The sequence below is a fragment of the Echinicola pacifica DSM 19836 genome (assembly GCF_000373245.1).
In the GTDB taxonomy this organism is placed as follows: Bacteria; Bacteroidota; Bacteroidia; order Cytophagales; family Cyclobacteriaceae; genus Echinicola; species Echinicola pacifica.
Genome location: NZ_KB890755.1, coordinates 316,869 through 343,732 on the forward strand (window position 1 = coordinate 316,869; position 26,864 = coordinate 343,732).

At 47.6% G+C, this 26,864-nt stretch carries 21 protein-coding genes; 5 read left to right on the forward strand and 16 right to left on the reverse strand.

What is annotated here, in order from left to right; translation table 11 throughout:
• Window positions 1-199: 199 nt before the first annotated feature.
• The 4 genes from arsB to B050_RS0117080 are packed head-to-tail and all read right to left on the reverse strand — an operon-like array spanning window position 200 to window position 2,786.
• Complete coding sequence (arsB, locus tag B050_RS0117065) at window positions 200-1,234, reverse strand: ACR3 family arsenite efflux transporter (RefSeq protein ID WP_018475166.1); 1,035 nt, start codon at window positions 1,232-1,234, stop codon at window positions 200-202.
• Window positions 1,227-1,886, reverse strand: coding sequence for a low molecular weight phosphatase family protein (locus B050_RS0117070; RefSeq protein WP_240473671.1), 660 nt, complete (start codon window positions 1,884-1,886; stop codon window positions 1,227-1,229). Before B050_RS0117070 ends, arsB begins: the two co-directional genes overlap by 8 nt.
• On the reverse strand, window positions 1,861-2,397 hold the full coding sequence (locus B050_RS0117075) for a DUF6428 family protein (RefSeq protein WP_018475168.1): 537 nt from the start codon (window positions 2,395-2,397) through the stop codon (window positions 1,861-1,863). The genes B050_RS0117070 and B050_RS0117075 overlap by 26 nt, the downstream gene beginning before the upstream one ends.
• A gap of 56 nt (window positions 2,398-2,453) precedes the next feature.
• A complete protein-coding gene (locus B050_RS0117080; RefSeq protein ID WP_018475169.1) occupies window positions 2,454-2,786 on the reverse strand; it encodes an ArsR/SmtB family transcription factor in 333 nt (110 codons plus the stop codon).
• A gap of 330 nt (window positions 2,787-3,116) precedes the next feature.
• Here B050_RS0117080 and B050_RS0117085 point away from each other — a divergent pair, with 330 nt between their 5' ends.
• From B050_RS0117085 to B050_RS0117095, 3 genes are read left to right on the forward strand one after another with little or no spacing between them, the layout of a single operon-like run.
• Window positions 3,117-6,236, forward strand: coding sequence for a SusC/RagA family TonB-linked outer membrane protein (locus tag B050_RS0117085; RefSeq protein WP_018475170.1), 3,120 nt, complete (start codon window positions 3,117-3,119; stop codon window positions 6,234-6,236).
• Window positions 6,237-6,254: 18 nt separating this feature from the next.
• Window positions 6,255-7,973 carry a RagB/SusD family nutrient uptake outer membrane protein gene (locus B050_RS0117090; RefSeq protein WP_018475171.1) on the forward strand — a complete coding sequence of 573 codons (1,719 nt, stop codon included), beginning with the start codon at window positions 6,255-6,257 and terminating at the stop codon, window positions 7,971-7,973.
• Window positions 7,974-7,985: 12 nt separating this feature from the next.
• On the forward strand, window positions 7,986-9,560 hold the full coding sequence (locus B050_RS0117095) for a hypothetical protein (RefSeq protein ID WP_018475172.1): 1,575 nt from the start codon (window positions 7,986-7,988) through the stop codon (window positions 9,558-9,560).
• On the opposite strand, the gene B050_RS0117100 is transcribed toward B050_RS0117095, so the two are convergent.
• Window positions 9,549-9,728 carry a hypothetical protein gene (locus B050_RS0117100; protein WP_018475173.1) on the reverse strand — a complete coding sequence of 60 codons (180 nt, stop codon included), beginning with the start codon at window positions 9,726-9,728 and terminating at the stop codon, window positions 9,549-9,551. The two genes, B050_RS0117095 and B050_RS0117100, sit on opposite strands and share 12 nt — an antisense overlap.
• 84 nt (window positions 9,729-9,812) lie before the next feature.
• On the opposite strand from B050_RS0117100, the gene B050_RS0117105 reads away from it, so the two are divergent.
• A complete protein-coding gene (locus B050_RS0117105; protein WP_018475174.1) occupies window positions 9,813-11,138 on the forward strand; it encodes a family 16 glycosylhydrolase in 1,326 nt (441 codons plus the stop codon).
• A gap of 318 nt (window positions 11,139-11,456) precedes the next feature.
• Here B050_RS0117105 and katG read toward each other — a convergent pair whose 3' ends face one another.
• On the reverse strand, window positions 11,457-13,739 hold the full coding sequence (katG, locus tag B050_RS0117110) for a catalase/peroxidase HPI (protein ID WP_026235979.1): 2,283 nt from the start codon (window positions 13,737-13,739) through the stop codon (window positions 11,457-11,459).
• A gap of 131 nt (window positions 13,740-13,870) precedes the next feature.
• Between katG and B050_RS23500 the strand changes: the two genes are divergently transcribed.
• The gene (locus B050_RS23500) at window positions 13,871-14,008 is read left to right on the forward strand and encodes a hypothetical protein (protein WP_157492866.1); all 138 of its coding nucleotides are present in this window, start codon (window positions 13,871-13,873) and stop codon (window positions 14,006-14,008) included.
• A 259-nt stretch (window positions 14,009-14,267) separates the two neighbouring features.
• Here the strand turns inward: B050_RS23500 and B050_RS0117120 are convergent, their stop codons facing one another.
• The 10 genes from B050_RS0117120 to B050_RS0117165 form a co-directional block, all read right to left on the reverse strand.
• Window positions 14,268-15,281 (reverse strand): L-rhamnose/proton symporter RhaT, encoded by a 1,014-nt coding sequence (locus B050_RS0117120; RefSeq protein WP_018475177.1) that lies wholly within the window; start codon window positions 15,279-15,281, stop codon window positions 14,268-14,270.
• Between the two features lie 26 nt (window positions 15,282-15,307).
• The gene (locus B050_RS0117125; RefSeq protein WP_018475178.1) at window positions 15,308-16,345 is read right to left on the reverse strand and encodes an aldose epimerase family protein; all 1,038 of its coding nucleotides are present in this window, start codon (window positions 16,343-16,345) and stop codon (window positions 15,308-15,310) included.
• Window positions 16,346-16,422: 77 nt separating this feature from the next.
• Window positions 16,423-17,550: a mandelate racemase/muconate lactonizing enzyme family protein gene (locus B050_RS0117130; protein ID WP_018475179.1), complete on the reverse strand. Its 1,128-nt coding sequence runs from the start codon at window positions 17,548-17,550 to the stop codon at window positions 16,423-16,425.
• A gap of 5 nt (window positions 17,551-17,555) precedes the next feature.
• A complete protein-coding gene (gene aldA, locus B050_RS0117135; protein WP_018475180.1) occupies window positions 17,556-19,001 on the reverse strand; it encodes an aldehyde dehydrogenase in 1,446 nt (481 codons plus the stop codon).
• Window positions 19,002-19,036: 35 nt separating this feature from the next.
• Window positions 19,037-19,807: an SDR family NAD(P)-dependent oxidoreductase gene (locus tag B050_RS0117140; RefSeq protein ID WP_018475181.1), complete on the reverse strand. Its 771-nt coding sequence runs from the start codon at window positions 19,805-19,807 to the stop codon at window positions 19,037-19,039.
• Window positions 19,808-19,819: 12 nt separating this feature from the next.
• Window positions 19,820-20,839 carry a zinc-dependent alcohol dehydrogenase gene (locus tag B050_RS0117145; RefSeq protein ID WP_018475182.1) on the reverse strand — a complete coding sequence of 340 codons (1,020 nt, stop codon included), beginning with the start codon at window positions 20,837-20,839 and terminating at the stop codon, window positions 19,820-19,822.
• Between the two features lie 112 nt (window positions 20,840-20,951).
• Window positions 20,952-22,148 carry a glycoside hydrolase family 117 protein gene (locus tag B050_RS0117150; RefSeq protein ID WP_157492867.1) on the reverse strand — a complete coding sequence of 399 codons (1,197 nt, stop codon included), beginning with the start codon at window positions 22,146-22,148 and terminating at the stop codon, window positions 20,952-20,954.
• A 719-nt stretch (window positions 22,149-22,867) separates the two neighbouring features.
• The gene (locus tag B050_RS0117155; RefSeq protein ID WP_018475184.1) at window positions 22,868-24,259 is read right to left on the reverse strand and encodes a c-type cytochrome domain-containing protein; all 1,392 of its coding nucleotides are present in this window, start codon (window positions 24,257-24,259) and stop codon (window positions 22,868-22,870) included.
• A gap of 2 nt (window positions 24,260-24,261) precedes the next feature.
• On the reverse strand, window positions 24,262-25,365 hold the full coding sequence (locus B050_RS0117160) for an NHL repeat-containing protein (RefSeq protein ID WP_018475185.1): 1,104 nt from the start codon (window positions 25,363-25,365) through the stop codon (window positions 24,262-24,264).
• A gap of 2 nt (window positions 25,366-25,367) precedes the next feature.
• Window positions 25,368-26,861: a DUF1501 domain-containing protein gene (locus tag B050_RS0117165; protein ID WP_018475186.1), complete on the reverse strand. Its 1,494-nt coding sequence runs from the start codon at window positions 26,859-26,861 to the stop codon at window positions 25,368-25,370.
• Between the last annotated feature and the right edge of the window lie 3 nt (window positions 26,862-26,864).

The following is a 26,864-nucleotide window of genomic DNA, read 5'->3' on the forward strand; positions in this document are numbered from 1 at the left end:
GCAAATGTAAAAACAATTTACGTAACCAGATACATATATTGAGGGATTTTTATTTTTAGGCAAAATAAAACACTGACTAGCAGTGTTTTATTTATTCGATACTTTCATAAAAGAGTGTGGAGCTAAAGCTATTGTTTTAGAGTATAGGTCTCGGGAGAGAAAGAGGAGAAGTTTAAAGCCCCCTCCTCCTGAGCCATGGCTAATAATACTTAGTTCGCAGCCATTGGGCAACTTTGACCAAAATAATCAAAGCGGGCACTTCGATCAAAGGGCCAACGACTCCGGCAAATGCCTGTCCGGAATTGAGACCAAAGACGGCTATGGCCACGGCAATGGCCAGCTCAAAATTATTACCTGCTGCGGTAAAAGCAATGGAGGCATTCTTATCATAAGGAGCGCCCACGGCTTTGGAAATAAAAAATCCTATCAAGAACATAAGGATGAAATAAATCAATAATGGCAGCGCGATACGGAGCACGTCCATAGGAATCTCCACGATCAATTCACCTTTGAGGGTAAACATAATCACTATCGTAAAGAGCAAAGCGATCAAGGTAATGGGTGAGATAGCAGGGAGATAGGTCTCCTGATACCAGCGCTCTCCTTTCCATTTGACCAAATATACCCTACTTAGTATACCTGCCAAAAAGGGAATGCCCAGATAAATAGCCACGCTCTCCGCCACGGTTCCGATGGAAATATCCACTATAGCCCCTTCGAACCCCAATAGTGGTGGGGCTTTGGTGATAAATAACCAGGCATAAAAACTATAGGCAAAGACCTGAAATATACTATTCAACGCCACCAGGCCTGCTCCATACTCAGCGCTACCTTCTGCCAGATCGTTCCATACCAATACCATGGCTATACACCTAGCGAGGCCGATAAGGATCAGGCCAGCCATATACTCAGGATAATCATGAAGGAAAAAAACCGCCAATACAAACATCAGCACCGGACCAATGATCCAGTTGAGCACCAGGGAAATACTCAGTACCTTGGTATCTTTGAATACTGCAGGAAGGAGGCTATAATTTACTTTCGCCAGCGGCGGATACATCATCAGAATCAGTCCTATGGCGATGGGAATATTGGTGCTGCCATGGGAGAAATAGTTGATCAGGTCTGGGCTGGAAGGGAAAAAGTATCCGATACTTACCCCCAGTCCCATGGCCAAAAATATCCACAGGGTCAGATTTCTATCGAGAAGGGAGAGTTTTCTGGCTTTATTCATTTCGGGAAATTTGTGAAAATACATAAAACATCTCTGAGCCGATCTGGGCAGAGCGCGAATCATAGGCCATGACCTCATCGGGAGTATCATCATAGGCCTTTGGGTCCTCATACCGCACCGATATACGCTGCTCAGCATCCGGAATATGGGGGCAATTCTCATCTGCATGCGTGCAGGTCATCACCGCCGCATACTTGCCGCCTTGATTATGGGGATGATCATATTCTTTCGAAAAAGCAATGATAGGATGCTCACCACCATAATTCAAACGATATTCTGGATTAGAGCCTTCTGTATGATCGACTACAAACCCGGATTTTATAAGGCTTCTCACCGCTCTTTCATTGAAGGCGGTCACCTCTACCCCACCCGAAAAGCAGCGGGTGTCCAATCCGAAGAATATCGAACTTACCTGAGCCCACACTTGCGCCAGCTGGCTGCGCCGGGAATTATGCGTGCAGATAAAGTTCAACCGAACTTCTTCCTTATTATCCACTTTGCCTTGAACATACTCAATCAAAGGCTTCAATACCTCCTTGCGCTCCGAGGAAATTTCCACCTGGGAAAAATCCTCTAAGGTTTTGCGGAGCAATTCGTTCATTACCAGATAGTCCATCATCGCTCGTTTAGCAGCATCCGCTATTAGGTGCACAGGATTGATTCTTTGGGCGGACATTCACCTTGGCGACTGCGGGGGCAGCAGGCGTACCACAGCAAGCCGCAGCTTTCTCCTCATCGGTGCTGGCTCTGTCCTTGGCTTTGCAAGTCGTATTACTTTGTCCCAGCACTACTAAAACGCGATTATCGCTAATCTGCACCTGGTCCACAGGCAGTATCGTCAGGCCAAATTGAGGATTGCTATATTCAAAATAAAGCTCTGTATCCTTATAAGTAGGTCTCACCTTCTCCACTGCCTCAAAAATCTTCAAGGCCTTATCGGTATTCACCTGATGCTCGGGTTCCAGGGTATCATTTTCCCATAACTGCACATGGGTCTCTGACCATTGGTTGGCTAGACCACCGCAGTCCACCGTGTTAAAATCAACATTTTTGATTTCCGTAATATGGAAATCAGCTCTTACTTCCATTCCAGAGGCATACTCAAAAGTCAGCACTTTGGCGGATTGGCTATTTAGCAGATCAATAAATTCCTTGGTTTTCATAAGATTTATTTTATTGCAATATAACGATGTATAAAATTAATTTTTTTTAATGTTTTTCAGCAGCCCTCACAAGACAGGTCCTGATACCGATCGAAGAACTGGAGAAAGAGGTTTTTGGTCTCTTTCCACCTGGCAGCATCTATACAGTAGTTGACCGACACGCCTTCGATGGTGCCTTTTACGATTCCCATTTCCTTAAGCTCTCGCAGGTGCTGGCTGATGGTCGCTTGGGCAAGGCCAAGTTCCTGTACCAAATCACTATTGATGCAGCTATTGGCATGCAGCAGGTGCTCGACGATGGCCACCCGTGCTGGATGGGCAAATACCTTAGCCACCTGAGCCAACTGATTTTGGTTATTGGTAAATAAATTTGATTTAGTAACTCCCATATTCGGCTTTTATTACATTGCAATATTACGATGGATATATTACAAAAGCAAGTATTCTAGTAATAATAACCGTCAGCCTACTATTCAGACCAAAAAGAGCAGAGAAAGGCAGAAAGCTAATTAAAACCCTCCACTGGGGGATTTTACCTATTTGCCTTCCTCCTTGTTCAGAATATATCCATTGTCAAAAGCAGTTTGTCGAGTTCTAGTCTAGTCAAAAAAAAGCGATCAAAGCAGCCTATAGACTAGTTTAGAAGAAGTTTTTCGACCGCCATCCGATTAGCGGGCGAGGAATCAATTAACAAACTCATTAACTCAAAATTACCATTTATGAAACAGTTATATTATGCTGCCCAAAGGCGGAGCATGATTCTGCTCCTACTTTTTTGTTCTCTCATCCAAGTGGCGCAAGCCCAGCAATCCATCAGCGGGAAAGTAACGGATGAGACCGGTGGCCCATTACCTGGGGCCACTATAGTAGTCAAAGGAAGCACCACAGGAACCGTCAGTAATATTGATGGGCAATACAGCATTTCGGCAGCCCCAGGGGACCTGGTGACTTTTACTTTTATAGGGTATAAATCACAGGAGGTACCAATCGCCAATCAGACGGTGATCAATATCCAGTTGGAACCCAGCACCGAGAGTCTCCAGGAGGTGGTCGTGGTCGGCTACGGTACCCAAACCAAGAAGGAAGTCACGGGGGCAGTGGCCAATGTAAAGGCCGAGCTCATCGAGAAAGCGCCCGTCTCGGATCTTGGTGAGGCCCTGCAAGGCCAGGTGGCCGGGGTCAATGTCCAAGCGCCCAGCGGCAGACCCGGCGAAGCTTCCAATATCCAAATCAGGGGCGTGGGATCTCTCCTAGGTACTCTGGAGCCACTATATGTGGTGGATGGCGTCCCTTATCAGGGCAATCCTAATATCGCTCCGGAGCAGATAGAGTCCATAGATATCCTAAAAGACGGAGCTGCAGCTTCCATCTATGGAACCAGAGCCTCTAACGGGGTGGTACTGATCACCACCAAAAGAGGGAAAAAAGGCAAGATAAAAGTTGATTTTAATGCCTATGCGGGTGTACAGAATATCACCTCGGGCACTCCCCTGATGAATGCCCAGCAACAGATGTATGCTGAGGAGGTAACCTTGGAAGCGCTGGGTCGGGATCCACTGATATTCTTTTTCAGCCCAAATGCATTGGATTATGACAGTGACTTCGTAGGTGATGTCCAAAACAATAATGCAGGAATCCAAAACTATAGCATTGGAATCACGGGAGGAACGGATGAGCTTGCGGTAAATTTCAGCTCCAATTATTTCAATCAGGAGGGAATTTTGATCAACTCCGGATTCGATCGACTAAGCTCCAGGCTCAATGCCCAGTTTAATAAGGGTAAGTTCAAGGCCTTTGCCAGTATTGCCCTTACTGAGGAAAATAGAGAGCAAGAACCCTGGTCACTTTATGAATATGCCATTGCGCAGAATCCTTGGCAAACCCCACTCGGGGGAGTACAGTCGGAGGGAAATGATTTTGAATTGCCGGCAGATAATCCTATTCTCTATAGCTACCTCTCCAGAGAGCTAAATAATAGCGATAACCGAAAAACCAATAGTAATAATATCGCCCTAAATCTTTCCTATGAGATTATAGATGGCCTAAGTGTAAAAGTCAATTTGGGTTCCAACCAGTGGAATTATAGAAGAGACTTCTTCAGGCCACAATACCTCGTGTACACCACGGGTGGAGATTATAGCCCTACTGCCTCCCGAGAGGATGCCCTTCTCAATGAAGACTATACCTTCACCCAAAGAAATGTACTTGAGAATATCCTCAATTATTCCAAGGCATTTGGCAAGCATAAATTAGACCTCACGGGGGTAGCCTCTTACGAAAAGTTCACCTCCAAGCAGATAGGCGTAGGAATCATAGGGCTACTCAGTAATAAAACCCCAGTTTTGGGAGCGGGTCAGCAGTCTGTAAAGCCGAACAGCTATGACTTCACCAATACCCTGAGCGGGCTCATGGGCAGATTGCAGTATAACTATGACGAACGTTACCTACTCTCAGGTAGTTTCCGTCGTGATGGCTCCTCCAATTTTGGGCCGAGCAATGTGTATGGGGACTTTTTTGGTGCCTCTGCAGGCTGGAATATCTCCGAGGAAAACTTCTTTCAGAGCGCCAGCCTACTCTTTGTGGACAACCTCAAGCTCCGGGTAAGCTGGGCGGAAGTGGGGAACCAGAGCATTCCTGCATATACCTATGCCTCCCTGATCGAAAGTGGGGTAAATTATATCTTCGGTACCGAGGAAAGCCTGGACAATGGTGCGATCCAGCGTCGCTACGCTAATCCTAATGTAAAATGGGAAAGCAGTGTATCGAGTAATATAGGCATAGACCTAAGCATGTTTCAGGGCAAGGTGAATTTCACCGCTGACTACTATAAAAATGATAAGAAAGACATGCTTTTACCTCGTGTAACGCCTCCATCAGGAGGTGCTCACCATCCCAATGCAGTGGCTACCTACAGCCCCATCATCGTCAATGCGGGAAATATGACCAACCAAGGAATCGAATTGACCTTAAACTATAAGAATGAAACGGGTTATGGTTTGAACTATGGGTTTACGGGGACTTTCACCCGCAACAGAAACGAGATCACCAACCTCAATGGAATCGAGAGGGGCTATGCTAATGGCCGGCCGGTACAGTCTCTCGGTCCAAACGTGGATTATACCACCTATTTTGCGGTGGGCTATGAAGCAGGAGCATTCTTCCTTACCGAGCATATCGGGGTGATCAAGACTCAGGAGCAGCTGGTAGATTATCGGGCCATCGAGCCTAGTGCTCAGCTGGGGGATATGATGTATAGGGATAAGCTTACCGAAGATACCGATGGAGATGGGATAATGGATGCTGGCAATGGTAAAATTGACGAAAATGATCGAGTGTACAAAGGATCAGGCCAGCCTAAATTCGAAGCAGGCTTAAATTTCAATATGGCCTATAAGAACTTCGACTTCTACCTCCAAAACTATATTTCATATGGCGCAAGCCTATACAATGGAGCACGACTATATGCCCATACCCAAGGCCGCCATCTGGACCAATATTACCAATGGACTCCTCAAAATGCCGATTCTGACATCCCCACTTACCGCTTAGACTCCTATCATAATAATGTAAGAGCCAGGTCAGACTTTTTCTTAGAAGATGGCAGCTATTGGAGAATCAGGAATATTACCCTTGGCTATAGCCTACCGGGCAAGGTGACTGAAAAGCTGAAGCTGACCAAAGCCAGAATTTATGCTACAGGAATGAACCCTTTTACCTTCACCAAATACACTGGATATGATCCTGAGGTAGGTGGAAATGGCATTAGTACCAGAGGCGTGGATCAGGGAAATTACCCTGTCGCCAGAAGGTTCATCATGGGCATCCAGATCCAATTTTAACCTAAAATAAGCTATACAATGAAATTATATAAATACAGCAAGCATCTACTTAGCTTAGCAATGACTTCCACCCTACTGCTGGGCTGCGGAAGGGACTTCCTGGAGCAAGTGAACCCAAATGCGATCACCACCGACACTTTTTGGGAAACTACCGATCAGTTTAATAGTGGACTCACCACCGTGTATGCGGCTATGCAGTTCCAGTCTATTAGTGGGAGTGGTCTGATTTACGAAATGGCCATGGGCGATATCGGAGGCACAGAAAGCTGGTACCGGCCCACCGCCTTCCGAAACCTTACCTATAATGATGCCAGCATCCAGGTGACGGACAAGTGGAATGAGCTCTATATTGGAATATTCCGTGCCAATCAGGTACTAGACCAATTGGCGATAGCTGAGGAGGGGGTATTGGAGGAAGAAGATCGTCTGCAGATCGAAGCGCAGGCAAAATTCCTACGAGCCTTCTTTTATTTCCAGATTGCCAACACCTATGGGCAGGGTATTATCAGGACTTCAGTGCCCGATTCGGATGAGGCATTTAACCTTCCTCTGAGCACCAAAGAGGAGATTTATGATACGGTTATCCTCCCCGATCTGGAATTTGCGCAGCAATACCTGCCAGAAATCTGGCCGGACAGTGAAAAAGGCCGAGCCAGCTGGGGAGCTGCCACCGCCATGAAAGGCAAAGTGCACCTCTTTAGGGAAGAATGGTCAGCTGCTGCTGCCGAATTTAAGGCGATAATTGACGCTGATATCTATGCTTTGACGCCTAATTTCATGGACAATTTCACCCACCTCAATGAGCATAATGAGGAATCGATATTCGAAACGGCCTATAATGCAGAGATCAACCCTGGTGCGCCTGGCAATACCGTGGATGACACGCCATTTACCACCGGCTCGGAAGCCTCAGGCATAGCCACCCAATTGGGTCAATTGAATTTCGGGGCTTATAACACCCTTCTTCCCACCTATTACCTTCATGAGACTTTAACCGCTGATGAGGTGGATCCGGGCAATAGCATCAATTCAGGGAATATACATTCGACTAGGCTAAGTGCGACGATCGTCCCTATCAATGGGGAGACGGATTATTATCAGCTGGCTATCGGGGAGCGAGGGGGCTGGGCCTTTGGCCAAAGTGCGTATATCAAGAAATACACCAACTGGTATCATCTTCCTAATGAGGACGGCAATAGTCGGTCTGGCATCAACTACCGCCATATCCGTCTTGCGGATGTTTACTTGATGTATGCTGAGGCAATCCTCGAGTCTGAAGGCAATGTGGATGAGGCCATCACTTATATAGATCTGGTAAGGAGCCGCGCCGGGGTGATCACCCTTCGGCAGTACCTCGACCAAAACGGTAATACCTTCCCTCAGCTGCATATCAGCAAGCAGGTGCATGGCAGCCAGCCTATGGTCGCTCCTACTGCCACAAACCTCCTCACCCACTTGCAGCGCGTGGAGAGACCGGTCGAACTGGCTTTTGAAGGTCATCGGTATAAGGACCTGGTGCGTTGGGGCATCATACAGTCTGTCTTTGATGAACTGAGAGCCGACGAGGTGTGGAGAGAGGCTCATAAGCTGGAAATATTCGAGCAGCCCCCCATATTCATCAAGGAAAGAATCCGACCGGATTTCCTCCTTTCCGCTCAAAATTACAATCCTACAGCGCATAATTATTTCCCAGTTCCCGCCGCTGAGCTGCAGACCAACGAACAATTAGGCAATTAATACGACACAACTATGAAATCATATATAAAGATACTATCGATGATCATGGGCCTGGGGGCGCTGGCCTCCTGTGAGGACCTGTACGATGATCTCAGCCTCCATGAGGCTAGCAACCAGGTGATCTATACCTCAGAAATGGATTTTGGCAATACCATTCAGGTGAATGGAACCCTGACCTTTGGGGATGTATCCTCCGGGGTGGCCTCCAGAAAATGGACCTTCCCCGCTCAGGTGGTGGACATCCTGAACTCCGAAAATGACAGCACTTCCACCGAGGCCACTGTCAAGACGATGTTTACTCAAGCTGGAGAATATCAGGTAAGACTGCAGCAAACGTACAATAGTGATGCTTATGTAGGCCTGGACCTACGGGGCACGGAGCTGGACACCACCATTAGTGTGACCGTGCTGGACTCTGTTTCCCTCGGGATCAAGGCTTATATTCTCAATAATGATGGCAGCCTTGGTCAGGAATTGGACCTAAGTGACAATACCCAAAATGAGGTGATGGCGGGAAGTTTTGTCCGCTATATCGTGGCGCCACTTGGGGAGCCTTCCGCTTATACTTGGAATACCGAGGGTGGAGATCCTGCCAGCTCGGAAGAATTTATTAATGAATTTGACGTGAGGTATAAGAGGATGGGCACCTTTGACTTTGGTCTATATGCTGCGAGGGAGCGGCCAGGAGGGTCTTATCTGGTAGAAATCGAGAATTTACTTAAAATCATCCCTTCCACTGAGCCGGTTTCCTTAGAAGGCGCATTTGATGCCAATGGTAAAATTTCTCTCAGCTTCAGCCGTGAAATGAATGCCAACACCCTTTCTCCGGATGATTTTACGGTTACGATACTCAATAAGGGGCAGGCCATTCCTGCCAGCGTGGTCACTGCCGCCCTGGATCCTAATGAAGCCAATTTGGTGGTCTTAGGTTTAGGAGATGAGCTGATCTTCAATGATGATGAGGTGACCGTCTCCTATACTCAAGGTGACTTGGCGACGACTGATGGCATGCAGGCCGACAGTTTTGTGGATCAACCTGTGGTATTTGTGGGAAACAATATATTGAAATCCACGGCCTATGATTATAGTTTCGAGAACTCCACAGCTGCCAACTGGCCTTACCAGTGGTGGGGAGCACCATGGGATAAATATAGCCTGGCCATCTCCAATACAAAATCTTTTGATGGCTCCAAAAGTGCGGCAATCACCCTCCAGCCACAGGGAGGCATGATCATCGGTAATACAGATAGTGATAATAACCTTATCAAATTCCCTGTGGAAGCTGGCAAAACCTATGAGTTGGGTGTATGGGTGTATCTGGAAGATCCTGGCAATACGCCTGCAGGAGCCATTCCGCCAGATTTGCGGTTCTATTGGGCACCGAATACCAACTGGGGAGTGGGCGCCAATCCTGCTTTCACCAGCAGCTTCCCAGTTGGGGAGTGGGTATATAGCTCCATCTTGGTGGATTTCCCAGTCACTGGTGACTATAGCCTCAATATCCGTGGTGCAAATGAAAATAATACGGCTCCGATAAAATTCTATATGGATAATATCTCTCTGGCCGTAGCCCGACTAAGACCCTAAGCTACTTATGACCAGAGGAGGATTTCCTCTGGTCATATCCTCTTTTATTGCAGGCAATTCGCTGGTCTTGGTTCTATAATGACATTCACGGATATCCATTACTAAGCCTTGATTATCAGCAGGATATGGCTCGTCAGAAAGCATGGAACATTCTATCTTGCTGATCATACACAGGGAGATTAGGCAGTTAGGATTTTGTGATAAGTATATATTGCGTACCAACGAATCGCTATAGGTTAAAATAAATCACTTATGAAATATTCATTTAATGCACTATTAATCTGCGTCTTACTCAGCTGTACCAGCAGCTCAGAAGCAGACCCCTCCCCTTCTCCCGAAAAGGATCCTTTATTGGGATATACCTTGGGAAATCTTCCCTTGGAACCCAGCAAAGGCTTTGTCCCTCAAGGCCATGAATGGATGTATTTACCCGCCTTTTCAGACGAATTTGATTATACTGGCAAGGATCAGGAATTCCAGAGCAAATGGAAAGATACTTACTTCAACGCTTGGATCGGCCCTGGTCTTACCGAGTGGAATAGCAGCCATTCCAGCGTGGAAAATGGGGAGTTGATCCTAAAGGCAAGTAGAAAAACAGGCTCCGAAAAAGTATACTGCGGGGTCATCAGCTCCAAAGAAAAAATTAAATTTCCAATCTATACCGAAGTAAGGGCCAAGGTCGCCAATCAGGTATTGTCCTCCAACTTCTGGTTCTTAAGCCAGGATGACACCCGTGAAATAGACATTTTGGAGGTGTATGGAGGGGATCGTCCCGATCAAAAATGGTTTGCCGCAAGGCCTTCTACCAATTACCATATTTTCGTGAGAAATGACAAAAATCAGATTTTAGAAAATTATGATGATCAAAAGCATCATCCCTTACCAGGCGAAACACCCTATCGGGAAGACTACCACTTGTTTGGTGCCTACTGGAAAGATGCCTTTACGATCGACTTCTATTACGACGGGCAATTGGTGCGGGAGCTGCGGAAAGAAGGCATTGAAGATCCATCAGAAGAGGGCCTGAATCGAGAGATGTTTATGATTATTGATTTGGAGGACCATGATTGGCGATCTTTCCCGGCCGCAGGTACCGAGCCAATCCGCGCCACCGATGCGGAGCTCGCCGATGAAACCAAAAATAAATATAGGATAGACTATGTCAGGACCTATAGGCCTGCTGATACCTTTGATGGAGGACTCATCAAAAACGGCAGCTTTACCGATGCCTCTTTGGAGGCCTGGTACTGGAAAGGTCAGGTGCAGCGAAGTCTTCTGCTATATGAAACAGATGGAGATGCTACCGCTTTATCCTTGGCGGGTGCCGATGCGAGTATTGCTCAGAAGGTGGAAGTGGACCAAGGCGCTCGTTATCAGCTAAGTTTCCGTGCCAAGGCCCTCGCCGGGCTCCAGTTGCAGATCCCTTCCCTCAGTCAGGAATCCATAAGCGCCTCCACAGATTGGAAAGATTATCAGATAGAATTTGACAGTGGAGATATGGAAGAAATCATCCTGATGATCACCAACAAAGAAAATCAAGCGGCCTATATTGATAAGATTAGCCTTAAAAAATTATAAAGTGCTATCACTATAAATAGGCTAAGCCCTGGGGCTAAATCAGGGAATACTTCTTTCATTAGATTTAGGACAGAGCTTATTTTAGGTACGCACCTGAGCGGTGCAAAATTATTATTCTTAAACCAACTGATTTTTCTACCCTTCAATGCTCCTTTCGAAGATCCTCGGGAGGAGCTATTCTACTCCATAGAGCTCAAAGGAAGAGAGTAGAAAATGTCTGGAAGAATTAAAATTCAATTACTAAAAAAACCCTGCCTGGAGCGAAATTGATGCTAGAGGCAGGGTTTTATTTATGGTAATAATTAGAAATCTATCTCACTATTTCTGTGGGTATTTCAGGTCAAATCGATCAAGTTTCATCACTTTATCCCAGGCTGCCACGAAGTCCATCACGAATTTTTCCTTGGCATCGTTGGTCGCATAGACTTCTGCAAGTGCTCGAAGTTCAGAATTAGACCCAAAGATCAGGTCTGCGCGACTTGCGGTATATTTAGCCGCCCCGGAAGCTCTATCCAGCCCTTCAAAATGCTCTTTAGAGTCAGAATTCGCCTTCCACTCTGTACTCATATCGAGAAGGTGGACGAAGAAATCATTGGTCAGAGCATCCTTAGAATCGGAGAAAATCCCCTCCTTAGAACCATCAAAATTCGCATTCATGGCTCTCATTCCGCCTACAAGCACGGTCATCTCAGGAGCGGTAAGAGTCAGCAGTTGGGCTTTATCCACGAGAAGTTCTTCTGTGGAGACCGTATATTGAGTCTTCAGGTAATTCCGGAATCCATCCGCCATAGGCTCAAGGACGGCAAAGGAAGCCACGTCGGTTTGCTCCTGAAGGGCATCCATTCGCCCAGGAATGAAAGGAATCTGAACGGTAAAGCCAGCGTTTTTGGCGGCTTGCTCCACGGCGGCATCTCCAGCCAGCACGATTAAGTCAGCCATGGATATTTTTCTGGGGCTGGACTTTGCATTAAAATCCTGCTGAATAGATTCCAGTGTGCCTAGGACCTTTTGTAATTGCTTAGGGTTATTCACTTCCCAATCCTTCTGCGGAGCCAATCTGATCCTTGCTCCATTGGCGCCACCACGACGATCGGATCCTCTATAAGTAGATGCTGAAGCCCAGGCTGTGGACACCATTTCGCTGATGCTAAGCCCTGATTTTAGAAGGCTGGTTTTCAGCTGACTGATATCCCGATCAGTGACCAGGGGATGATCCACAGCAGGGATGGGATCCTGCCAGATAAGATCCTCTGAGGGTGCTTCAGGACCGAGGTAGGTGGTTTTTGGGCCCATATCCCGGTGGGTAAGTTTGAACCAGGCCTTTGCAAAAGCGGCGTTAAAAGCCTCTGGGTTTTCGTAAAAATGCCTGGAGATCTTCTCAAATCCCGGGTCAAATCGCAGGGATAAATCGGTGGTAAACATGCCCGGCTTATGCCGTTTTTTAGCGTCAAAGGCATCAGGCACGGTCATATCGGAATCTTTGGCTTCCCACTGATGACCTCCTGAGGGGCTTTTGGTTAGCTCCCATTCATTTTCGAATAAGCTTACAAAGAACAAATGGCTCCACTGTGTAGGGGTGGCAGTCCAGGTTACCTCAAGTCCGGAGGTAATTGCATCCGTTCCCTTGCCCGATTTATGGCTGCTTTTCCATCCAAAACCCTGCTCTTCGATAGGGGCAGATTCCGGATCTGCACCCACCTGTGAAGCATCACCAGCACCGTGAGCCTTTCCTAGCGTATGGCCACCAGCGATCAAAGCCACGATTTCCTCATCGTTCATGCCCATTCTTCCAAAGGTCTCACGAATATCTTTGGCCGCAAGAAGTGGATCCGGATTACCATTAGGGCCTTCGGGATTGACGTAGATCAGTCCCATCTGAACCGCCGCAAGGGGATTCTCAAGTTCTCGATCACCAGAATAACGCTTATCATCGCCAAGCCACTCTCTCTCTGCGCCCCAATAAATATCCAGCTCCGGCTCCCAGGTATCTTCTCTACCTCCAGCATATCCAAAAGTCTCAAAGCCCATATCTTCCAAAGCTACATTTCCCGTAAGCACCAGGAGATCGGCCCATGATATCTTATTGCCATATTTTTGCTTTATAGGCCAGAGTAATCTCCGAGCCTTATCCAGGTTGGCATTGTCCGGCCAGCTATTCAGCGGAGCAAATCGCTGCTGTCCGGAGCGGCTTCCTCCACGACCATCACCCGTACGATAGGTGCCCGCACTGTGCCAGGCCATACGGATAAATAAACCTCCATAATGACCAAAATCCGCTGGCCACCATTCCTGAGAATCAGTAAGTACCTTACGGATATCCCCTTTTAGACTATCATAAGCTACAGAGTTGAACTCCTTTATATAGTCGAAATCCTCGCCCATGGGATTGGAAAGCGGGGAATTCTGACGAAGAATGCTCAGGTTCAGCTGATTAGGCCACCATTCACTATTGCTCGTGGCCTTGAGAGTAGACTTGCTCTTTTTGGTAGCACCAGTCTCCCCATCTGCCTCCGCCAGCACTTCCTGCTGGGTCTTCTGCTGGCAGGCAGGCAGTAAAAAGCAATAAGCCGCAAGCCACATTATTGGAATAATCCTTTTCATATAATTTAAATTAGTTGTGAGTTTATCCTACAATATTACACAGCTATTTACATAAATCTGCAATAAACTCCATTGATTGTTTTTATAAGGTCATAGACAAAATCAATGAGGCTGTAATAAACTAATTAATTATGAAGAAAATCATCCAGCAGCGTTCCCAGCAAAGGATTATCGTCTGCTTCAAAACGCCTGCTCCTTTTCGGTATCTTCCGCATTATTTCGAAAATCCTGTTAATTTTTATTTTAAGGCCGATAATATTGAACGGTGAAGCGGCATGACTTTCCTGCAAGGAAGCTGGGGAGCTCTTCATTTAGGAAGAAAAATTAATTTATCCTAAGCAATATTAGCGTCAGGTGTTATAAGGCCAGCAAAAAATTAAAGAGATAGTTAAACGTTAAGCATGAGCACTGCATCCCTATCAAAAAATAAATTAAGAAAAGTAAGGGCATTATTAATTAATAAAAATGGAGCAGATCGAGGAATTAAGTCCCTTAATACTGCTCCATAATTTAGGTATTGACTATTAATTAGGCAGCGTTTCCGACACCGATAATTATGATTCCGATGACCATGCAGGCGAGGCCAGCATAGAGATAGCCTTTGGCTTTGGAAGAAGCACCGAGCCACTCCTTGGTGATCAGCCCACTCAGGATAGCCGTGGCCACGCTACTGGTATTGAAGATGGCATATCCCACGGAATTCCCTGCATCTCCAAGGCGATAGGCGGCATAAGCAAAGATGGCAGAAGCGGCATAATGAAAGACCGCCATGACTAGGATCAGAAGGAAATTTCTGCTGAAATTAGGTGTTTTGAAGGTGGCCCAGGCTTTCTTTTGGCTAAGCTGCCAAGCGAAATAAAGCGTCATGGCAATGCCACCGCTGATAAAAATCGGGAACATCACACATACGGCCGTAATCCAATCCGCATTGCCCTGGGCAGTACTTGCTTCGTGCAAATAAGGTCTGCCTACTGCATTGGCATAGCTGAAGCCAGTGGCCAATAATCCGCCGACGATGGCGATGATGATTCCTACCGTGATATTGCCCTTGGCCTTACCAGCGGCAGCATTCTGTGCACTTTGATCCTTTTCTCTGATGATACCGGCCTTCCCATTGAAGATCACTCCAAGCAGTACGACGACGATGCCGGCAAGGATGTACATGAGGGAATTTTCATCTGGCATGCCATCCACGGCGAAGGGCAGCAGTGAACCTATAAGAATGATGGTGCCTATAAATATCGAAAACCCTAAGGACAGACCGATATGGTTTATCGCTTTGCCCCACATCATCACCCCCGTACCCCAGAGGAAACTGGCAAGGCCCATTTTCAACCAAATATCTGCGGGCATATTCCCGAAAATCTCCCCAAATCCATCGATCAATAAGACCGAGGTGATGATAGGAACCACAAACATGGTGAGCACAAAAAACAGGCTCCATGTATTTTCATATTTAAAATCCTTTGTAAACTTCTCTGGCAAGGCGTATAAGCCTAAAATCAGGCCTGCGCTGATGGCCCATATTATTCCTGTTAACATAATACTTTGGGTTAATTGGGTGATCGTTAGAATGAAAAGGTAAAGGTGGTGGTGCTTCGGTAGGTTTCTCCCGCTGGGGTAATGGCTCCAGGTGCTGAAGGGATATTGGGTCCATTGGGATAGCGGTGGGTTTCGCAGCAAAGGCCCCGAAACTTGCCAAACTGATCACCATTTTCACGCTTTAGCTCATCAGAAGTGTACATCCCCGTATAGAAAAGCATTCCCGGTTCGGTGCTCCGTACCACCATCCTGCGAGAGCTTGCTGGATGAGAAATCTCCGCCACGGTTTGCAATCCTTCCCCTTGGTCGAAAATAAAATAATGCTCAAAACCATCCGGAAGACTTTCGAAAACCCTGGTCATCTCCACCCCCTCTTTCAGGTCAAAGCCAAGCGCCTTGCTCTTAGCCAGAGGCCCGACAGGTACATTGCTTTCATCAGGTACTAGGTATTGCTCCGTAGCGATTTGGACCTTATGATTGCTGAGATCCTCTTTGAATCCAGAAAGATTAAAATAACTATGGTTGGTCAGTGAAATAGGGCTGTCCTGGTCGGTATGAGCAGCATAGGAGATCGATAAGTCATTATCTTCTCCCAAAGTAAAACTAAGTTCCACCTGCAAATTGCCGGGAAAACCTTCCTCCCCGTCCGGGGAAAAGAGGCTTAAGGTCAACTGGTTCTTCTCAGAATTCTGCTCCTTCAGCTCCCACATTCGCTTATCAAAACCACGAAGGCCGCCGTGAAGATGATTAGGACCATCATTGGTGGCGAGCTGGTAATCCTTGCCCTGAAGGGAGAATTTACCATCCTTCAGCCGGGAGGCAAACCTCCCTACCGTACCTCCAAAATAAGGAGAGTTGGAGGTATAGGCTGGAGAAAAGTAAGCCTCAAAGGAATCAAATCCACAAACCAGTTCTTCCCGGGATCCTTCCGAACCTGGAATCGATACTGAGGTGATGGTAGCGCCATAGTTCATTATCTTCACTTCCATCCCTGCGCTATTGCTAAGTGTATATAAAAAGACCTCTTGTCCCTCAAAAACACCGAATTTATTTGAGTTAATCATTGGGTTATTGGTTAAGTTAATTGAAAAAAACAACAGCCCTCCAGTCAAAAAGACCTTTGGGCTGCTGAACCATTAAACTAAATTTGAAGGGGCTTATCGCCAGTCAAAACGGCTGCTCCTACTTCATACGGCTGTAATTTCGTCCAGTCAAATTCTACTCCAGTGCCTGGGGCATCGGGAGCGACAGCCAGATGATCTTCGATCTGTAAGGGTCGGGTAGTGTACTCATCGATCGGGAAGCTATGGACTTCCAGCCATCCGCTATTTTCCTGGGCAGAAACCAAACTTACGTGCAGCTCCTGCATGCCATGGGAGCAGGCAGGAATACCATATTTTTTCGCTAATTGGGCGGCTTTTAGCCAGCCGGTGATCCCTCCACAATTGGAGGCGTCCGGCTGAATAAAGCCCAATTTGGCTTGCTCAAAGGCATACTCAAATTCATGAATGGTATGCAGGTTTTCGCCCATCGCCAGTGGCACCTTGGTGGCCTCAGCGATAATTCCATAGCCCAGATAATCATCAGGAATGGTAGGCTCTTCAAACCATAGAATATTATATTGCTCAAAAGCCTTTGAAGCCTCGATGGCTTTTTCGCGGCTCATGGAATAGTTGGCATCCACCATGAAGGTAATGTCCTCTCCCACAAATTCCCGAACGGCCTTGATTCTGTCCAGGTCTTCCTGGAGGTTTTCACGACCGATCTTAATCTTCACGGCATTGAACCCCGCTTCCAAGTAGCTTTTCATATTATCCAGCAACTTCGGCAGGGGAAATTGCAGGTCAATACCGCCTCTATAGGCTTTACACTTATTATTATGGCCACCAGCCATCTTCCAAAGTGGCTGTCCAGCTTTCTTGCATTTGATATCCCAGAGGGCAATGTCCACCGTGGAGATTGCAAAAGAGGCGATTCCTCCGCGCCCGACATAGTGAATATGCCATTCCAGCAGGTCATATATCCCATCGATATCCTCACCAGACTGACCCAGCAAGGCAGGAGTGAGATCATGCTCCACCATGGCCTTGATAGCATGGCCGCCCTTGCCACCTGTATAGCTATAGCCCGTCCCCTGACTGCCATCCTCCAGGGTGATGGTGGTGGTTATCAATTCAAAATGAGTATGGTCGCCATGCTTGGCATCATTGAGCACCTCCGGCAGAGGCACTTTAAACAGTCGGCATTTTATATCTTTAATCTTAGTCATAGTCTTTAGGCTTTGTATCTGACATAAAAAGTTTTCTTATCCAGGTATTGCTCAAAACCGTATTTACCATCTTCTCCTCCGGTACCGCTGAGCTTATAGCCATTATGGAAGCCCTGATGCTGCTCTCCATGGCCTCTATTGATATAGATTTCACCAAATTCCAGCTCATCATTGCACTTCATGATGGTATTCATATTATTGGTGAATACCATTGCCGCCAGGCCATATTCACTGTCATTGGCGAAGCCGATCACCTGATCGAAGTCATTAAACCTGATCACAGGAAGAATAGGACCGAAGGACTCATGATGAACGATGCCCATATGCTGTTCCACATCGGTAAGAACGGTAGGCTCAAACCAAAAGCCTTTTTCAAACTGGCTGCCTTCGGGTCTTTTGCCGCCATGAAGCAGGGTGGCTCCCTCCTGGATGGCCTCAGCGACCAATTTCTCCATATTAGCCAGTTCCTTGGCGTTTACTTTAGGACCCATCTGGCTGGCAGGATCCATGGGATCACCTACTTTTAGGGATTTTACCTTGGCGAGAAACTTCTCCATAAAGGGCTCATAGATGTCCTCATGAAGGTACAGGCGTTCGTTGCAGGTACATACCTGGCCACAATTGTCAAATCGGGAATGCAGGGCGGCGTCCACGGCGGCGTCGATATCGGCATCTTCGAAGACTATAAAAGGAGCCTTTCCTCCCAATTCCAGCTGCACGTGGATGAGGTTATCGGCAGCAGCTCTGGCGATCTGCTGTCCCACGGGAGTACTTCCGGTCATGGTGACCATTTTGGTGATAGGGCTTTCGACTAGTGCGCCACCCATCACACGACCAGGGCCAGTGATGATATTGAGCACACCGGCGGGTAAGCCCACCTTACTGGCGATATTCCCTAGCTCCAGGGTCGCCAGGGGTGTTTCGGTAGTGGGTTTTACCACGATGGTATTGCCAGCGACCAGAGCTGGGCCTATCTTCCTACCGGCAAGGGCAAGAGGGAAATTCCATGCGGTAATCGCCACCACAACGCCACGAGGGACTTTATTGATCCATATTTGCTCGTTCTCGTTGTCAGAGGGCACGAGATCCCCCTCGATACGGCGCGCCCATTCGCAGGCATATTCTATAAATGAGGCAGTCACGTCCACTTCCATCTCCGCCACACTGATCAGCTTACCTTGCTCCTGGACAAGCAGACGTGCCAAATCAGATTTTCTGGCTTTTATCTCTGCCGCAAAAGCATAGAGATATTCTGCTCTCTTTCTCGCAGGTAATTTTTTCCATTCTTTTTGGGCTTTTTCTGCCGCCACCAAGGCCCGCTCAGCATCCTGAGCATTGCCATCCTGGACGGTCGCCACGATAGATTCATCACTTGGGTTCAATACATTTTCGGTGGCCCCTGTGGTGGAGTCCACCCATTGTCCGTCGATATATAATTGATAGTTTTTCATGGTTTTTTGTTTAATGGTTTTTCACTAAATGGCGTTTATCGTCCCATCCATCCGCCATCCACCAGCATCACACTGCCGTGCATATAAGCGGCTGCCTCAGAACATAGAAACACTACCGGACCGCCAAAGTCCTCAGCCTCACCCCATCTTCCCGCAGGAATACGCGACAGAATAGAGCTGGACCGATCAGGGTCATTTCGAAGAGCCTCGGTATTATCCGTGCTGATATAGCCCGGGGCAATTGCATTTACATTCACCCCTTTGCTCGCCCATTCATTGGCAAAAGCCATGGTCAACTGACCAATCGCGCCCTTGCTGGCAGCATACCCAGGAACGGTGATACCTCCCTGAAAAGTGAGTAAAGAAGCCGTAAAGACCACTTTTCCACTACCTCTGGCGATCATCTCCTTACCAAACTCCCGCGTCAGGATAAACTGTGCATTTTGGTTTACCTCGATCACCTTATCCCACATCTCATCGGGATGCTCGGCAGCGGGCTTGCGCAAAATCGTTCCTGCATTATTAATTAGAATATCCACCTGAGGATGAGCTTCCTTTACCTCATTGATGAATCGATATAGGTCCTGGCGATCGGAAAAATCACACTGAAAGGCCGAAAATTTGCGTCCTTTGGACAGGATAGACTTCTCCACTTCACTCCCACTCAGCTCCAATGAAGCACTCACACCAATGATATCCGCGCCGGCCTCTGCCAATGCTTCTGCCATCGCTTTGCCTATTCCTCTCTTGCAGCCCGTCACCAGGGCGGTTTTTCCCTCTAGGTTAAATTTATTCAGTACACTCATTTTGGTTTATTATTATTGGTTAATGTCAATTAGGTATTTCATTCCCGCAGGATTCTTATCTATCTCATCAAAGACCTCCTGAATCTGCTCCAGTCCTCCCACCTTGGTGATCAGCTGCTCAAATGGCACCGTACCCGAGGCAGCAATGCGTAAGGCCTCCTCATAATCTTCCTCCTCATACAGTCGCGCACCCAATAGCTCTACCTCTGACCAGAAAAACTTAAATAAATCGACATTCCTGGTGCCGCCGCCATGAATGGCTACCATTACTATTCGACCGCGAACATTGACCACCTCGGTCATCGCCTCCACACCGGCCTGGGATCCTGACACCTCAAAGGCGCAGTCTATCATCTTCTCATCAGTCAGGCGTGTGATGCTATCTTTTAGGCTTTCCTGCGCCGGGTTGATCACTTCAAATCCCAAATCCTTTAACATCCCTATGCGGGTGGCATTGACTTCGGAGATGAATACATTGGCACCTTTTTCCTTGAGGACAAAGGCGATCAAAGTCCCGATAGGGCCTCCACCGATCACCAAGGCGTTTTCACCCTTAGTCACTCTGCCGATCTTCACATCATGACAGGCCACTGCCAATGGCTCTATAAATGCTCCATGCTTCAAAGAAAGCCCCTCAGGAAGCTTATGAAGGGTATAGGCGGGCACCACCCAGTTTTGCTGGAAGGCTCCTGCGCTATCTATACCGATGAACTTCAGGTTTTTGCCTACGTGCTTATGACCTTTGTCAAAAGAATGCTCCGCGCCAAAGCGAAGCGGACGAACGGCCACTTCATCACCTACAGCCACATTGTCCACGCCTTCTCCAAGCTCCGCCACCACAGCCGAGGCCTCATGACCAATCACCTGAGGTGGACTCACTCGCTTGTCCATTACCCCATGAAAAATATGTACATCGGTGCCGCAAACCCCGCAATACTGAACGGACAAACGAACTTCGCCTTTGCCAGGCTTTTCGATAGGTGATTCACCAATAGAAAACTTTCCCTTTTCTTGATAAAATGCTGCTTTCATATCTTTAATTAGATTTTACAATTTGAGTTTATTGATCCGCAAATGGCTTCCATCGGCCTGGCTAAGGGGTCCCCCTCAGGTCTCAATGGAAGCCCAATGCGATGGTTTATAATTATGGATTGAAGGATTTACGGGCGTCAAATCTCCTGATCACCTGCCAATCACCTGTGACGTATTCATGGGTCAGCCCCCACTGAAGAGCCGCCACAGGGCTAGCCTCAAAGTCGAGCGACTGGTCAAGGCCTGCCGCCTCTGGACCTGATTTGACATGAGATTTAATTTCAAAATTGATCCCATCTGGTGACCATTGGAGAGTATTACGCTCAGGGCCATCTGTGATGATCAAAGCGGCGACGCCTCCATCATATTTCCATACACAGAGCTCATGGCCACTGTTGGTGATCGGATTGTACTCAGACTTGACATATGGGCCGGTGAGCTTATCAGATATGGCCACTCCCCATTTGATCTCACGACCGCCAAAAGTCTTATGCTCGCCCATTCTTTCTCCTTTATAGTAGAGGTAAAATTTGCCTTTATAGTGCAATAGCGTCGGATCATGTACCTTATGACTGTCAAATGAGCCTTGGGACTTTACATTGAAGCGGGAATCCTCTTCTCCATCCCACTCGCCATCATCTGTGGGCGAGAGTATTGGTGCGCTAAGTTTTTTGAAAGGCCCCTCCGGGGAATCTGAAATGGCCATTCCTACCTGATTTTTCACCCTGTTTACATAAGGGGCTTTCACCGTCTGATAGACCAAAATATACTTGTCCTCATGAGTCATCACCTGAGGGGTGAATACCGAGCGGTCATCATATGCACCTGCCTCACCTCTGCCTACCGCCAGTCCTTCTTCTTTCCAGGTCCAGCCATCTTGCGAGGTCGCATACCATACCTCGGACTTGTCCCAAGGGAATACTTTCTTTTCGGGATCTCCCGTACCAAATCCATAGGACTTACCCACCGTTTTGGTATAATAAACATAATAGGTATCCCCCACCTTGATCAGGTCACTGGGATCCCTGCGGGTTACTCCTTCTTCATAGGCAAAGTCGCCCTTCAGGTCGGACTTGGTAAACTCGATAAACCATTCAGGTCCTTGCGCATAATTCCGCTCCAAAGCCCGCTTAGAGGCCGCACTTAATTTATCCGTTTTTGGAATGGCCAAAAAATCATATACCGAATCCGGGTAAGTCTGACCAGGGGCTCCCTCATCGGTGGATGGCTGGCTGGGTGATGGTTCTGAACATGCAAAGATGGTCGATGCCATTATCGCAATGGGTAAAATAGTTTTTAGTGTTAACATATATATTGAGGTTATTAAAATTGAGTTTATCTCTCAGCCCAATAAAAACCGGCATGCCCATCTACCTGCATACCGGCTTTATTTTTGGCATTTGATTTAAATGAAAAGTTGTTTTGACTTCCCCTAAATCACTGGTCTAAAACTCCCATTTTATTCCCCCCTTACCATAAAAACATACTAGACAAAAACTGGATAAATTGGCATATAGGGCTTTTAGGCCTGTATTTCATCTGACAAGCCCACTTTATTGCAGCAAATCACCCATTTCCAACACCCTGTCTATGCCTATCCCATTCGGTCCTAGAAAAAAAGTGAGACCAAAAAAAAACATATGGTATAACTCATAACACATGTATGGTAATGAGGGGAATGGGAGTATATAGAGCATAAGCCTGTGGCAATGGTCAGTGAACACCAAATAAACTTAATGGTAAGACCTTGCATCACTGGCCGAGAGTCTGAATTCTCAGCAATGATATAAGCGGGATAAACCCTTAAAAAATTTCCTTGGGTCTTAAATAAGAATAGCCCTCTGAACCCGGTTCAGAAGGCTATATTATAAATCATACTTTACGATTCATCGCTAAAAGCCCATCATATCCCTACCGTTCATCGCTTCGGTCCCTATTGGGGCATTGGGTGGATAGATGGTCAGTGCTTATTTTGGATAAAAATCATAGGCTCAAAACCTGAGAAGGTCATTTCGCCAATGGTTTTCATCAGCTGCTAACCGAAGGAGCGCTGGCTCCGCCAATTAGGTTGAGATGCGGGAATTGCTGCGAGAGGGCCTCCATCTCTGTGGGGCTGATTAGGGTATTCCACACATACACTTTCCGTGTTGCGGTATTTTCGCCCAGCACCTTTAGCCCTTCCTGGCTTATCTGCGTACCATAGATATTGACCACTTCCAGATGAGGCTGCCCCGCCAGGATCGTCATTTCGGCATCTGTAATGGTGGAGTGGCGCAGGTCGATGCGAATTAGGTTTTTCATAAGAGCCACTTTCTCAAAAGCCTGGCCATTGATGGTAGCTCTAGAAAAGTCAGCATAGACGATATTGGAAGCGATATTTTGGAGCAGCTCGGCCTGATGGCTATCGAAGGTTCCTCCCTGAAGGGAAACCTCCAGCAGCTGGCTGTCAGGGGTCAGGCGATTGACCTGAAGTCCTGCTGCACGCACCTCCTGCAGCTGCTCATCGGTAATGGCAGTGGCGGTAAGCTTATCGATAAATGGCCGTGGGCTGGCGTCCACCTTATAGTCCCGATCCAGAATCGCCACTATCTCTATAGGCAGTTCCTCCGCCGCCAGGCTGAGGCTATCTGGAGCACCTTGGCTCACCCACCATTTCAGAAGGGCGATCTCACCGTAAGACATTCCATTTCCCTGAGGAGGCATATACTTGGTACTGCTCTCAGGCAATGTAATTCTATGCACCAGCTCACTCTCCAGCCCCATGCCGCCAGAAAGTACAGTGCCACTTTCTCCGCCGGCCCGCATCGCCTCCAGGCTACTCAGGTCCAGACCGCCTTTGGCCTTGGCAGGGTTATGGCAACTTATACACTTCTCCTCCAGCACAGGCTGAATGATATGCTGAAATACCAAAATAGAATCAGGATTGCCGGGAAGGCTGGTATCCCCTCCTTCTCCCGTCTCCATCCCTGCTAGTCGCTTGATGGGATTGGGTGCATGCACCAGTAGATAATCAGATCCATGGGTGAGATTTCCCCCTAAATGCCCCGTCAGCGACACCAGGACGAAGGAAACACCAACGAGTCCATAAGCCACCAAAGGGCTTTTCTTGTCCCATTTCCGGGATTTTGACCAGTATAATAAGGCGGTAAGGCCGACTAGTGCAAATCCCATCCATTTATGATTGGCGAGGGCTGCGGCATCATAACCTCCGCCTTGCGCCAGCATCAAGCCAATCAGCGCGCTCATCATCGCCCCAAAAGCACTGGCCAAATACGACCAAGCAATGATCTTGCGAAAATCAGCACTATCCGACTTACGAAGGAAACTCAGTAGCTCTAAAATAAGCCCAAACAATAAAAACCCAATGGGTAAATGAACCACCAAAGGGTGGAATCTTCCGATAAATTGTGCCCAGTCCATAGTTAGATCCTTTCTAGTTTGATGGGTGGGGTATGGTGCGCATTCCACTGGCAGATATAGAGGTTTTTGTCCTCATCCACACATACATCATGGCCGTGGTTAAATAGCGGATTCTCCGCGCGATACATCTGCTGTAGCTCTCCATCGACATATTCGGGAGCCGTACCGCCTGGATTGGAGACCACTCGGTCACCCTCCATCACTGTCACAAAACCCGTGTCTCTCACCCACCCCTTGTTTTCCTCGCGGGTCTTACTCCAGCAGACACCCGCATAGAGATTATCTCCATCGAATACCGGCCGGCAAACAAATAATCCCGGTAAGGATACGGTTTTTACATATTGCCCGTCAAGGGTAAAATATTTAAAGCAATTCTCTGTTCTGGAGGTGCACACCAGCATGGGTTTTGGTCCTCGCAGGTCCACGGCCACCCCGTGTGCATTCTGAAGGTTTTCGTCAGGATTGGCATTATCATGCCCCCCAAATCGACGGATAAATTGCCCATTATGGTCATATTGAAGGATATAATCTGAGCCATAGCCATCTGCCACATAGACATCCCCATTGGGACCCACGGCGATTTCGGTCGGCATATAGGGCTGATCTTCCTTATACACCCCGATGGTGTGAGGGTCCGGAAGATTAAAAATCAGGCGGCCATTGATATCTGTTTTGGACACAAATCCTGCCTGGCGCTGCATCTTACCCTGTCGGTCCTGAAACCAGCCACAGTCTGCGATATACAATACATCCTCCTCACCCTCCTGGTGCAGGGTAAGTCCATGCCCGCCGGGATACTGAGTACCCCAGTGGTCCAGGAGCTTCCCGGATTTATCAAATACCAGAATATTATTGTCAGTATGATCACCTATCATGAGCAAGCGTCCCTTGCTGTCCATCACCATCTCGTGGCAATTGAGGATAGAGGTATAGGCGGCACCTATTTTGGCCCAGTCCTTATGTACTTTATATTGATAGTCACCATGTCCCACGATGAGCTCATCGGCAGGCTTATTTGTATGAAGGGCAAAACTCCAGCGAGGCATCATGCTGGCTGCGCCGAGGGCCATGGCCGAATTTCCTATAAACTTTCTTCTTGAATTCATTTTTATACTAATATATCTTTAACAACATGACCCTCAACATCGGTAAGCCTAAAGCGCCTTCCCTGATGCTTATAGATCAGTTTTTCGTGATTGATACCCATCAGGTGCATCAGGGTGGCATGGAAGTCATGGACGTGCACGGGATTTTCGGTTACATTATAACTGAAATCATCCGTCGCACCATGAGTATATCCAGGCTTCACACCGGCTCCAGCCATCCACATGGTGAAGCAGCGTGGATGGTGATCCCTGCCGTAGTTTTGAGGGGTCAGCTTTCCTTGGGAATAGACAGTACGCCCAAATTCCCCACCCCAGATAACCAGGGTATCTTCCAGCATTCCACGTTGTTTGAGGTCTTTCAGCAAGGCTGCGGTGGCCTGATCGGTATTCTTACACTGATTGCGGATCCCTCCAGGCAGGTAATTATGCTGATCCCAACCTCTATGGTAAAGTTGCACAAACTTCACCCCTTTCTCCAACAGCCTTCTGGCCATCAGGCAGTTGGCGGCATAGGTTCCTGAATCACGGCTGTCCTTTCCATACATATCAAAAACCTGATCGGGCTCATCGGACATATCCGTAATCTCGGGCACCGAGGTCTGCATTCTATAGGACATCTCATATTGGGCGATACGCCCGAGGATCTCCGGATCACCATAGGCACTGTGCTGCATCTCGTTGAGTTGCTTCAAGTATTGCAGCATTTCCGCACGGTCCTCTCCGTCATAGTTATCGGGATTATTGAGGAACAATACGGGATCTTTTCCGGAACGAAACTGCACTCCCTGATGCTGGGTGGGTAGGAAGCCATTTCCCCATAGTCGGGAATAAATAGGCTGTCCACCTGCATTTTTGGAGTTAAGGACGATGAATGTCGGCAGGTTTTCGTTGGATGATCCCAGGCCATAGCTGATCCAGGAGCCGATGGAAGGCCTTCCCGGAAGCTGGTGCCCCGTTTGGAAAAAGGTAATTGCCGGATCATGATTGATCTGCTCGGTATGCATAGACTTGATGAAGCATAGGTCATCGACCATCTCCGCAGTGTGAGGCATCAGCTCACTGACCCAGGCCCGGCTTTCTCCATATTGGTCAAAATTATAAATACTCGGGGCGATGGGCAGGGAAGACTGCTGCGCACTCATGCCCGTAAGGCGCTGTTCGCCGCGGACACTTGGTGGAAGCTCTTTGCCAAACATATCCATAAGCTTAGGCTTATAATCAAAGGTCTCTATCTGAGAAGGTCCTCCACTTTGGAAGAGATAGACAATTCTCTTGGCCTTGGGGATATGATGAGGAAGGCCTTCCAGCCCTCCGCTACCCACGGTAGGGATGCTTTGGCCTCCGGCAAATAGTTTTTCTGAGCCAAATAGACTCCCCAGTGCTAGAGCACCCAGCCCCATAGAGGTTTTGGTGAGAAACTGCCTTCTATCGATTTTTCTTTCTTCCTGCTGCATCTCCTGATCAGCAGATCGTAAAATATCATGATGGTGACACATAGT

What these genes read in the sequence shown, in the direction of transcription:
- B050_RS0117100 (WP_018475173.1), bottom strand. Translation starts at nt 9,728, where the DNA reads ATGATCAGCAAGATAGAATGTTCCATGCTTTCTGACGAGCCATATCCT.
- B050_RS0117130 (WP_018475179.1), bottom strand. Translation starts at nt 17,550, where the DNA reads ATGACTAAGATTAAAGATATAAAATGCCGACTGTTTAAAGTGCCTCTG.
- katG (WP_026235979.1), bottom strand. Translation starts at nt 13,739, where the DNA reads ATGAAAAGGATTATTCCAATAATGTGGCTTGCGGCTTATTGCTTTTTA.
- B050_RS0117155 (WP_018475184.1), bottom strand. Translation starts at nt 24,259, where the DNA reads ATGGACTGGGCACAATTTATCGGAAGATTCCACCCTTTGGTGGTTCAT.
- B050_RS0117080 (WP_018475169.1), bottom strand. Translation starts at nt 2,786, where the DNA reads ATGGGAGTTACTAAATCAAATTTATTTACCAATAACCAAAATCAGTTG.
- B050_RS0117125 (WP_018475178.1), bottom strand. Translation starts at nt 16,345, where the DNA reads ATGATTAACTCAAATAAATTCGGTGTTTTTGAGGGACAAGAGGTCTTT.
- B050_RS0117095 (WP_018475172.1), top strand. Translation starts at nt 7,986, where the DNA reads ATGAAATCATATATAAAGATACTATCGATGATCATGGGCCTGGGGGCG.
- arsB (WP_018475166.1), bottom strand. Translation starts at nt 1,234, where the DNA reads ATGAATAAAGCCAGAAAACTCTCCCTTCTCGATAGAAATCTGACCCTG.
- B050_RS0117160 (WP_018475185.1), bottom strand. Translation starts at nt 25,365, where the DNA reads ATGAATTCAAGAAGAAAGTTTATAGGAAATTCGGCCATGGCCCTCGGC.
- aldA (WP_018475180.1), bottom strand. Translation starts at nt 19,001, where the DNA reads ATGAAAAACTATCAATTATATATCGACGGACAATGGGTGGACTCCACC.
- B050_RS0117145 (WP_018475182.1), bottom strand. Translation starts at nt 20,839, where the DNA reads ATGAAAGCAGCATTTTATCAAGAAAAGGGAAAGTTTTCTATTGGTGAA.
- B050_RS0117090 (WP_018475171.1), top strand. Translation starts at nt 6,255, where the DNA reads ATGAAATTATATAAATACAGCAAGCATCTACTTAGCTTAGCAATGACT.
- B050_RS0117150 (WP_157492867.1), bottom strand. Translation starts at nt 22,148, where the DNA reads ATGTTAACACTAAAAACTATTTTACCCATTGCGATAATGGCATCGACC.
- B050_RS0117120 (WP_018475177.1), bottom strand. Translation starts at nt 15,281, where the DNA reads ATGTTAACAGGAATAATATGGGCCATCAGCGCAGGCCTGATTTTAGGC.
- B050_RS0117165 (WP_018475186.1), bottom strand. Translation starts at nt 26,861, where the DNA reads ATGTGTCACCATCATGATATTTTACGATCTGCTGATCAGGAGATGCAG.
- B050_RS23500 (WP_157492866.1), top strand. Translation starts at nt 13,871, where the DNA reads ATGAAGAAAATCATCCAGCAGCGTTCCCAGCAAAGGATTATCGTCTGC.
- B050_RS0117085 (WP_018475170.1), top strand. Translation starts at nt 3,117, where the DNA reads ATGAAACAGTTATATTATGCTGCCCAAAGGCGGAGCATGATTCTGCTC.
- B050_RS0117105 (WP_018475174.1), top strand. Translation starts at nt 9,813, where the DNA reads ATGAAATATTCATTTAATGCACTATTAATCTGCGTCTTACTCAGCTGT.
- B050_RS0117075 (WP_018475168.1), bottom strand. Translation starts at nt 2,397, where the DNA reads ATGAAAACCAAGGAATTTATTGATCTGCTAAATAGCCAATCCGCCAAA.
- B050_RS0117140 (WP_018475181.1), bottom strand. Translation starts at nt 19,807, where the DNA reads ATGAGTGTACTGAATAAATTTAACCTAGAGGGAAAAACCGCCCTGGTG.